The organism is Planococcus sp. SE5232 (assembly GCF_050686535.1).
Classification (GTDB): Bacteria; Bacillota; Bacilli; order Bacillales_A; family Planococcaceae; genus Planococcus.
The window spans coordinates 43987-53064 of record NZ_JBOGCP010000009.1; the positions used below are offsets into that span (position 1 = coordinate 43987).

The window sequence follows — 9078 nt, forward strand, 5'->3', positions numbered from 1 at the left end:
GTGAGGGCAAATCATGATCTTAGTATTGGATGCTGGAAATACGAATATTGTTCTGGGCGTCTATAGCCAGGAACAGTTAATACATCATTGGCGCATGGAGACTTTGCGCCACAAAACAGAAGATGAGTACGGGATGCAGATTAAAGCATTTCTGAACGATGCGGACCTAAGCTTCTCGTCGATTGACGGCATCATCATGTCTTCGGTGGTACCGCCGATCATGTCTGCACTGGAACGGATGTGCCAGAAGTATTTTCAATTAAAGCCGATGATTGTCGGACCTGGCGTCAAAACCGGGCTCAACATCAAATATGATAATCCCCGAGAAGTGGGTGCCGACCGGATTGTCAATGCGGTCGCAGCGATTCACGAATACGGTGCTCCTTTGATCATTGTGGACTTTGGCACTGCCAATACTTTCTGTTATATTAATGAAAAGCAGCAATACATGGGGGGAGCTATTGCTCCAGGGATCAATATTTCAACAGAAGCACTCTATGCCCGTGCCTCCAAATTGCCGCGGATTGAAATCACTACACCGGATCAAGTGGTCGGGAGAAATACCATTTCCGCCATGCAGGCTGGAATTGTCTATGGGTATGTCGGCCAGGCGGAAGGCATCGTAGCCCGCATGAAAAAGCAGAGCAAGGAAAAGCCGACAGTCATTGCGACCGGTGGCATGGCTTCTTTGATTGCCGGTGAATCGACAGCCATCGATTATGTAGATCCTTTTTTAACATTAAAAGGACTGTATTTAATTTACAAACGCAACCAAGCGTAAAGAAAGGAACGATACATGTGTCAGATTATTTAGTACGCGGCCTTGGATTTAATGGAAGTGTCCGTGCATTTGCAGTAGACAGCACGAAAACAGTAGGAGAAGCGCAGCGCCGTCATATGATGTGGCCAACCGCTTCGGCAGCATTAGGACGTGCCATGACAGGCGGAGTTATGCTTGGGGCTATGCTGAAAGGCGACGATAAAGTAACGATTAAATTTGAAGGCGGCGGACCCATCGGTGCTTTACTGGTGGACAGCAACGCAAAAGGCGGCGTCCGTGGCTATGTTTCCAATCCGCAAACCCATTTTGATCTGAATGAAAAAGGAAAATTGGATGTCAGCCGCGCAGTCGGCACGAATGGCATGATGTCGGTTGTCAAAGACCTTGGCATGCGCGACAATTTTACGGGCCAGACACCGATTGTTTCAGGTGAAATCGCTGAAGATTTCACTTATTATTTTGCGGTATCCGAACAGGTGCCTTCTTCAGTCGGATTGGGTGTGTTGGTAGATACCGACAATTCAATTTTGGCGGCGGGCGGCTTTATTGTTCAATTGATGCCGAATACAGATGATGAGACGATCACGGAAATTGAAGAGCATCTTTCTACTATCGAACCTGTCTCTAAAATGATTCAGCGCGGACTGTCGCCTGAAGAAATCCTTGAAGTGGTACTTGGAGAAGGGAACGTCCAGATTCTTGATAAAATGCCGGTACATTTCGACTGCAACTGTTCCAAAGACCGTTTTGCGACAGCTATTTTAGGGCTTGGAGAAAAAGAAATTCAGGACATGATCGATGAAGATGGGATGGCAGAAGCACAATGTCATTTTTGTCTAGAAACGTATCAGTATTCTAAAGAGGAACTCGAGTCGTTTATCAATGAGCTCCAGTCATAATAATCGGCGCCCTGTGCCACCGGCAGGTACAGGCAAGCCGAAAAGACATTTGAAGACCAAACCGGTGCTGCTGGTCATCGGCATTTTACTGCTGGCGAACTTCCTCTGGTTTATTGCCTGGCTGATTCCAAATGACGTAGGCAACACGGAAAAAGTCGCTTCTGTCAGCGGGGATGACATCACGCGGGAAGAGTGGTTGGCTGCCATGGAAGAACAGCATGGCCGCGAAGCGCTGCTCGAATTGGTCAATGAAAAAGTAATGGCGACAGCAGCGAAGGATTATGGAATCGAAGTAAGCGATAAAGAGATTGATTTGGAGTTGGCGATGCTGCGTTCTTCTCAAGACAGTACAGAGGCTGCATTATACACAGCGGATGAAACACGCCAACGCGAAAAGATAAAAGCCCAGTTGATTCTGGAAAAAGTGCTGACGAAAGATATTGTCATCGAAGAAAGTGAAATTAAAGAGTTCTACGATGACAATCAATCATTATATGATGTGAAAGATTCGTACCGGACACGCATGATTGTCTTGAACTCGGCAGCAGAAGCGGAAGAAACAATTTCAGAGCTGGAAAAAGGCTCTTCATTCGAAGCGACTGCACGTGAACGTTCCATCGACAGTGCGACAGGCAACCTGGGTGGGGACATCGGTTATATTTCCAATGGCGAACCGGGTGTTGACCCCGCTATCGCCAAAACGGTCGCAAAAGTGGAAGTCGGTGAATGGTCATCTCCATTGGCACTGGAAAACGGCAGGACCGCCATTATTTCTGTCACAGAAAAAGTGGGTGGCCAGACATTTTCTTTTGAAGATGTAGCGGGCCACATCAACCGTGAGCTGGCGCTTGAACAATTGCCGCAATCGGTCACTCCAGAAGCTTTCTGGCAGGAATTCGATGCGGAATGGTTTTACGGGGAATAGATTTTTACTGGACGTTTCATCATGAAACGTCTATTTTTTATGAATTCATACAATTTGACAAACTGTCTGTTTTATTGATACCATTAGCTTTATTAAAGTCGACAAATTTACTAGGGATTAGGAGTGTTGAAGAATGGCGCGTGTAGGAAATTCGATTACTGAATTGATTGGACAAACACCAATTGTGAAATTAAACCGGTTAACAGGACCAGAGGATGCAGAAGTCTATTTGAAATTGGAATACTTCAACCCTGGCAGCAGTGTCAAAGATCGTATTGCACTGGCCATGATCGAGGCGGCTGAAAAGTCCGGAGATTTAAAAGAAGGCGATACCATCATCGAACCGACAAGCGGGAATACCGGAATCGGACTGGCGATGATCGCAGCAGCCAAAGGCTATAAGTCTGTTTTGGTTATGCCGGAAACGATGAGTATGGAACGCCGCAACTTATTGCGTGCTTACGGAGCGGAATTGATTTTGACTCCAGGGGCAGACGGAATGAACGGCCCGAACGGCGCCATCAAGACCGCAGAGAAAAAAGCGGCTGAAAACGGCTGGTTTATGCCGCAGCAGTTCAATAACGAAGCAAACCCTGAAGTGCATCGGTTGACGACAGGTCCAGAGATCGTTGAAACAATGGGCGACCAATTGGATGCCTTTATTTCGGGAATCGGCACAGGCGGAACGATTACAGGTGCTGGCCAAGTATTGAAAGAGAAGTATCCTGATATTCAAATCATTGCAGTGGAACCTACTGATTCAGCGGTTCTATCAGGCGGTAAGCCGGGACCCCATAAAATCCAGGGAATTGGAGCAGGATTTGTGCCTGCTGTGCTGAACACGGAGATTTATAACGAGATTATTCAAGTCACAAATGACCAATCGTATGAAACAGCACGCCAGGCAGCACGCGAAGAAGGGATTCTTGGCGGCGTATCTTCAGGAGCCGCGATCTACGCTGCTCTGCAGGTTGCTAAACGTTTAGGTAAAGGCAAAAAAGTCTTGGCGATTATCCCATCCAACGGTGAACGCTACCTAAGTACACCGCTTTATCAATTTGATGAGTCCAACTAAACAGCAACAGCAAAAAGGAGCGTGCCCTCTGGCCGCTCTTTTCTTGTGGAAAAAAACAGCTCAAGTAAGGTAAGATGAAAGCGCGCTTTCATTTCCCAGGAAATAGATAGCTAGTTAAAGTTTGGACGGTGACGCTGAATGAAAATCAATTTTAATGAGAAGACGCTCGTCATGGGCATATTGAATGTCACGCCGGATTCTTTTTCGGATGGAGGCAAATACAGCAGCTTGGAGCAGGCACTTACCCATGCTCAGCAGATGATTGCGGATGGTGTGGATATTATCGACGTGGGAGGTGAGTCTACACGTCCGGGCTATGTACAGATCACAGACGATGAAGAAATAGAGAGAATCGTTCCTGTCATCAAAGCGCTGAAGCAACAGTTTGATGTTTTAATTTCCGTTGATACTTACAAGTCACGGGTAGCTGATGCAGCTATAGCTGCTGGTGCCCACATCATCAATGATATTTGGGGAGCTAAATACGATCCGGTGATTGCGGAAGTAGCCGCTAAGTGGAATGTGCCGATTATCCTCATGCATAACCGTCACGATACGTCATATTCAGATTTCCAGGAAGACGTCATGCGGGATCTGGGAGAAAGCATTCAAATTGCATTAGATGCCGGTGTGCAAAAAGAAAATATCTGGCTCGACCCAGGTGTGGGATTCGTTAAATCCGTATCGCAAAATCTCGAAGCGATACAAATGATCGGGCAGTTGGTGGAATTAGGTTATCCAGTTCTTCTGGGTACCTCAAGAAAATCGTTCATTGGAAAAATTTTAGATGTTTCTGTCGACGAACGGCTGGAAGGTTCGTTGGCAACCGTTTGCTATGGCATCAATCAGGGATGCCACATTGTGCGTGTCCATGATGTAACGGAAACAGTGCGTGCGGTCCGGATGATGGATGCACTAACTGGCAAGCATCCATACAAGGAGGAGAAATAATGGATTTTATTCACGTGAATGATATGGAGTTCTATGGCTACCACGGGGTATTCCCTGAAGAGACGAAACTTGGCCAACGATTTCGCCTGACGGTTTCACTGGCTGTAGATTTACAGAAGGCGGGAGAGACTGATGCCTTGGAGCATACTGTGCATTATGGAGAAGTCTATGAAGCCTGCCGGTCGATCGTCGAAGGTGAGCCGAAAAAATTGGTGGAGGCTGTAGCAGAAAACGTGGCTGCCCGTATTCTTTCTGATTTTTCATTGGTTCAAGGCATCCGTGTTCAGCTAATCAAACCGGATCCGCCGATTCCCGGCCATTATAAATCAGTGGCGATCGAACTGACCCGAGGTAACTTCGCATGAACCAAAGTTATTTGTCGCTTGGTTCCAATATGGGAAATCGCTTTGAAATGCTGAAGCAGGCCGTATCGCTATTAGCGAATCACGCGGCCGTCAAGGTAATCCACATCTCTTCGCTTTATGAAACAGATCCAGTGGGGTATACGGATCAGGAGCCTTTCCTGAATATGGTCGTTGAGCTTGAAACGGAATTAGAAGCATTGGCATTACTGGATATCTGCCAAGAAATCGAAGAGAGTTTACAGCGCAAGCGGCTTGTCAGGTGGGGGCCGAGGACGATAGATCTCGATATTTTATTGTATAACCAAGATAAGTTTGAAACAGAAAGGCTTACTGTTCCGCATCCGAGAATGCATGAGCGAGCGTTTGTCCTTATTCCGTTGCTGGAAGTGAATCCGGGGTTTGAAGTTGCAGATACTTTTGAAGCTGAGGGCGTTCGTTTATGGAAATCCTATAACAGTATAGAAGAGTTTCTACAAGATACACATTGTTAAGTACAGGTTGCCGCAAATTTGTGGCAGCTTTTTTATGTGGTATGGTAAGAAATTGTGTACAATAGAGAAATACATGAATGAGATTGGTTTATATAGATAAAGGAGTGTAGGACATGTCAGAAGAATTAAACGATCAACTATTGGTGAGACGCCAAAAAATGCAGAATTTCCGTGATCATGGAATGGATCCATTTGGCGGCCGCTTTGAACGTACTCATCTATCGCAGGAAATCATCGAGCAGTACGGAGGGCTTTCTAAAGAAGAGCTTGAAGAAACCCCGCACGAAGTAATCATCGCTGGACGGGTGATGACCAAACGTGGAAAAGGGAAAGCGGGCTTTGCCCACATTCAAGATCTTAAAGGCCAGATTCAAATCTACGTCCGCAAAGATGCAATCGGTGAAGAAGCTTATGAATTTTACAATACGGTCGACTTAGGAGATATTCTGGGTATTAAAGGGACTGTCTTTAAAACAAACGTAGGTGAACTATCGATTAAAGCGAAAGAAGTGGAGTTTCTTACGAAAGCACTGCGTCCGCTGCCTGAAAAGTTCCACGGTTTAAAAGATATAGAACAGCGTTACCGCCAGCGGTACTTAGATCTGCTGACAAGTGATGTTAGCAAAGAGACTTTCATACTGAGAAGCCGCATCATTCAATCGATGCGTCGATATTTGGATAACGCTGGATTTTTAGAAGTCGAAACGCCAATGCTTCATTCTATTGCAGGGGGAGCGGCTGCAAAACCGTTTGTTACCCACCATAACGCTTTGGATATGGAATTGTATATTCGTATCGCAATTGAACTTCACTTGAAGCGTCTAATTGTAGGTGGACTCGAGAAGGTTTATGAAATCGGCCGTGTTTTCCGCAACGAAGGAATATCTACACGTCACAATCCTGAATTCACTATGCTTGAACTGTATGAAGCTTATGCAGATTACAACGATATCATGGCACTTACTGAAAACCTGGTGGCACATGTTGCGCAAGAAGTCCTTGGAACAACGACTGTTCAGTATGAAGAAGATAAAATTGATCTAGCTGTAGGTTGGAAACGACTACATATGGTTGACGCCGTAAAGGAATATACAGGTGTTGATTTCTGGAAGCGCATGACAAAAGAAGAAGCCCAGGATTTGGCGAAAGAACACAATATTGATGTAAAACCTACTATGGAAGTAGGGCATATTTTAAATGAGTTCTTTGAGCAGAGAGTGGAAGAGCAATTAGTTCAACCAACGTTCATTTATGGACACCCAGTTGAAATTTCTCCTTTAGCAAAGAAAAACCCTGAAGATGAGCGGTTCACAGATCGATTTGAGTTGTTCATTGTTCGCCGTGAGCATGCTAATGCGTTTACAGAGTTAAACGACCCAATTGATCAGCGTCAGCGTTTTGAAGCCCAGTTGGTTGAAAAGGCTGAAGGAAATGACGAAGCCCATGAAATGGATGAAGACTTTATAGAAGCGTTAGAATACGGATTACCGCCAACAGGTGGATTAGGAATCGGTATTGACCGTTTAATTATGTTGTTAACGAATTCTTCCTCTATTCGAGATGTTTTATTGTTCCCGCAAATGCGGCCAAAAGAATAACGAGTCTTCAGAAAACGCCGGTTTAAAGGCTCTTGATCTTTAAACCGGCATTTTTTAAAAAAGTACTTGTATCTATTTTGATATGGTGCTATACTATTTCTTGTCGCGTTTTTCATAATAAAAGATGCGGAGAATAATAAGGTGAAAAAAGTTATTGACTTCGGTGATAGAAGCTGGTAATATTGAAAAGTCGCCAATGAGTGCGACAAACAACTTGAACCTTGAAAACTGAACAGCAAAACGTCAACAAACATGCAACGGCCGCGCAAAACGGCCCGCGCACTTTACTGATCAGCGTTATGCAGATCACAAGCGAACCGTGCGTCTTCGGACGGCGGTACGCCAGCAAGTATTTGAGCAATCAACTACTCTATAATGGAGAGTTTGATCCTGGCTCAGGACGAACGCTGGCGGCGTGCCTAATACATGCAAGTCGAGCGGAACCGGTGGAGCTTGCTCCATTCGGTTCAGCGGCGGACGGGTGAGTAACACGTGGGCAACCTGCCCTGCAGATCGGGATAACTCCGGGAAACCGGTGCTAATACCGAATAGTTTGCGGCCTCTCCTGAGGCTGCACGGAAAGACGGTTTCGGCTGTCACTGCAGGATGGGCCCGCGGCGCATTAGCTAGTTGGTGGGGTAATGGCCCACCAAGGCGACGATGCGTAGCCGACCTGAGAGGGTGATCGGCCACACTGGGACTGAGACACGGCCCAGACTCCTACGGGAGGCAGCAGTAGGGAATCTTCCGCAATGGACGAAAGTCTGACGGAGCAACGCCGCGTGAGTGACGAAGGTTTTCGGATCGTAAAACTCTGTTGTGAGGGAAGAACACGTGCCAATTAACTACTGGCACTTTGACGGTACCTCACCAGAAAGCCACGGCTAACTACGTGCCAGCAGCCGCGGTAATACGTAGGTGGCAAGCGTTGTCCGGAATTATTGGGCGTAAAGCGCGCGCAGGCGGTCCTTTAAGTCTGATGTGAAAGCCCACGGCTCAACCGTGGAGGGTCATTGGAAACTGGAGGACTTGAGTGCAGAAGAGGAAAGTGGAATTCCATGTGTAGCGGTGAAATGCGTAGAGATGTGGAGGAACACCAGTGGCGAAGGCGACTTTCTGGTCTGTAACTGACGCTGAGGCGCGAAAGCGTGGGGAGCAAACAGGATTAGATACCCTGGTAGTCCACGCCGTAAACGATGAGTGCTAAGTGTTAGGGGGTTTCCGCCCCTTAGTGCTGCAGCTAACGCATTAAGCACTCCGCCTGGGGAGTACGGCCGCAAGGCTGAAACTCAAAGGAATTGACGGGGGCCCGCACAAGCGGTGGAGCATGTGGTTTAATTCGAAGCAACGCGAAGAACCTTACCAGGTCTTGACATCCCGCTGCCCGGTGTAGAGATACGCCTTTCCCTTCGGGGACAGCGGTGACAGGTGGTGCATGGTTGTCGTCAGCTCGTGTCGTGAGATGTTGGGTTAAGTCCCGCAACGAGCGCAACCCTTGATCTTAGTTGCCAGCATTCAGTTGGGCACTCTAAGGTGACTGCCGGTGACAAACCGGAGGAAGGTGGGGATGACGTCAAATCATCATGCCCCTTATGACCTGGGCTACACACGTGCTACAATGGACGGTACAAAGGGCTGCCAACCCGCGAGGGGGAGCCAATCCCAGAAAACCGTTCTCAGTTCGGATTGCAGGCTGCAACTCGCCTGCATGAAGCCGGAATCGCTAGTAATCGTGGATCAGCATGCCACGGTGAATACGTTCCCGGGCCTTGTACACACCGCCCGTCACACCACGAGAGTTTGTAACACCCGAAGTCGGTGAGGTAACCCTTGTGGAGCCAGCCGCCGAAGGTGGGACGGATGATTGGGGTGAAGTCGTAACAAGGTAGCCGTATCGGAAGGTGCGGCTGGATCACCTCCTTTCTAAGGATGAATTCGGAACCGGGTTTCCCGGGGTTGACGTTTTGCGTTCAGTTTTGAAGGTTCACCTTCA

8 protein-coding genes and 1 rRNA gene are annotated in these 9078 nt (G+C 47.3%); all 9 read left to right on the forward strand.

From position 1 onward, the window contains the following. Positions 1-13: 13 nt before the first annotated feature. The 9 genes from ACRC6Q_RS18820 (at position 14) to ACRC6Q_RS18860 (ending at position 9008) form a co-directional block, all read left to right on the forward strand. A complete protein-coding gene (locus tag ACRC6Q_RS18820; RefSeq protein WP_223643236.1) occupies positions 14-781 on the forward strand; it encodes a type III pantothenate kinase in 768 nt (255 codons plus the stop codon). A gap of 17 nt (positions 782-798) precedes the next feature. Next, the gene (gene hslO, locus ACRC6Q_RS18825) at positions 799-1680 is read left to right on the forward strand and encodes an Hsp33 family molecular chaperone HslO (protein ID WP_223643234.1); all 882 of its coding nucleotides are present in this window, start codon (positions 799-801) and stop codon (positions 1678-1680) included. After that, positions 1664-2605, forward strand: a complete 942-nt coding sequence (locus ACRC6Q_RS18830; protein WP_223643232.1) for a peptidyl-prolyl cis-trans isomerase — start codon at positions 1664-1666, stop codon at positions 2603-2605. The genes hslO and ACRC6Q_RS18830 overlap by 17 nt, the downstream gene beginning before the upstream one ends. A 133-nt stretch (positions 2606-2738) precedes the next feature. Further along, complete coding sequence (gene cysK, locus ACRC6Q_RS18835) at positions 2739-3680, forward strand: cysteine synthase A (protein WP_223643230.1); 942 nt, start codon at positions 2739-2741, stop codon at positions 3678-3680. A gap of 138 nt (positions 3681-3818) precedes the next feature. Further along, positions 3819-4631: a dihydropteroate synthase gene (gene folP / locus ACRC6Q_RS18840; RefSeq protein ID WP_431467211.1), complete on the forward strand. Its 813-nt coding sequence runs from the start codon at positions 3819-3821 to the stop codon at positions 4629-4631. Beyond that, positions 4631-4996 (forward strand): dihydroneopterin aldolase, encoded by a 366-nt coding sequence (gene folB, locus ACRC6Q_RS18845; protein ID WP_223643226.1) that lies wholly within the window; start codon positions 4631-4633, stop codon positions 4994-4996. The genes folP and folB overlap by 1 nt, the downstream gene beginning before the upstream one ends. After that, positions 4993-5487, forward strand: a complete 495-nt coding sequence (gene folK, locus ACRC6Q_RS18850; protein WP_223643224.1) for a 2-amino-4-hydroxy-6-hydroxymethyldihydropteridine diphosphokinase — start codon at positions 4993-4995, stop codon at positions 5485-5487. Before folB ends, folK begins: the two co-directional genes overlap by 4 nt. A 113-nt stretch (positions 5488-5600) precedes the next feature. Continuing rightward, positions 5601-7085 carry a lysine--tRNA ligase gene (lysS, locus tag ACRC6Q_RS18855; protein WP_431467212.1) on the forward strand — a complete coding sequence of 495 codons (1485 nt, stop codon included), beginning with the start codon at positions 5601-5603 and terminating at the stop codon, positions 7083-7085. Positions 7086-7457: 372 nt separating this feature from the next. Continuing rightward, positions 7458-9008 (forward strand): 16S ribosomal RNA (locus ACRC6Q_RS18860). The last annotated feature ends 70 nt before the right edge of the window (positions 9009-9078 follow it).

Bases quoted from the DNA above. Each gene is read 5' to 3' on its own strand.
- folP (WP_431467211.1), top strand. From the start codon at position 3,819: ATGAAAATCAATTTTAATGAGAAGACGCTCGTCATGGGCATATTGAAT.
- lysS (WP_431467212.1), top strand. From the start codon at position 5,601: ATGTCAGAAGAATTAAACGATCAACTATTGGTGAGACGCCAAAAAATG.
- cysK (WP_223643230.1), top strand. From the start codon at position 2,739: ATGGCGCGTGTAGGAAATTCGATTACTGAATTGATTGGACAAACACCA.
- folB (WP_223643226.1), top strand. From the start codon at position 4,631: ATGGATTTTATTCACGTGAATGATATGGAGTTCTATGGCTACCACGGG.
- folK (WP_223643224.1), top strand. From the start codon at position 4,993: ATGAACCAAAGTTATTTGTCGCTTGGTTCCAATATGGGAAATCGCTTT.
- ACRC6Q_RS18830 (WP_223643232.1), top strand. From the start codon at position 1,664: ATGAGCTCCAGTCATAATAATCGGCGCCCTGTGCCACCGGCAGGTACA.
- ACRC6Q_RS18820 (WP_223643236.1), top strand. From the start codon at position 14: ATGATCTTAGTATTGGATGCTGGAAATACGAATATTGTTCTGGGCGTC.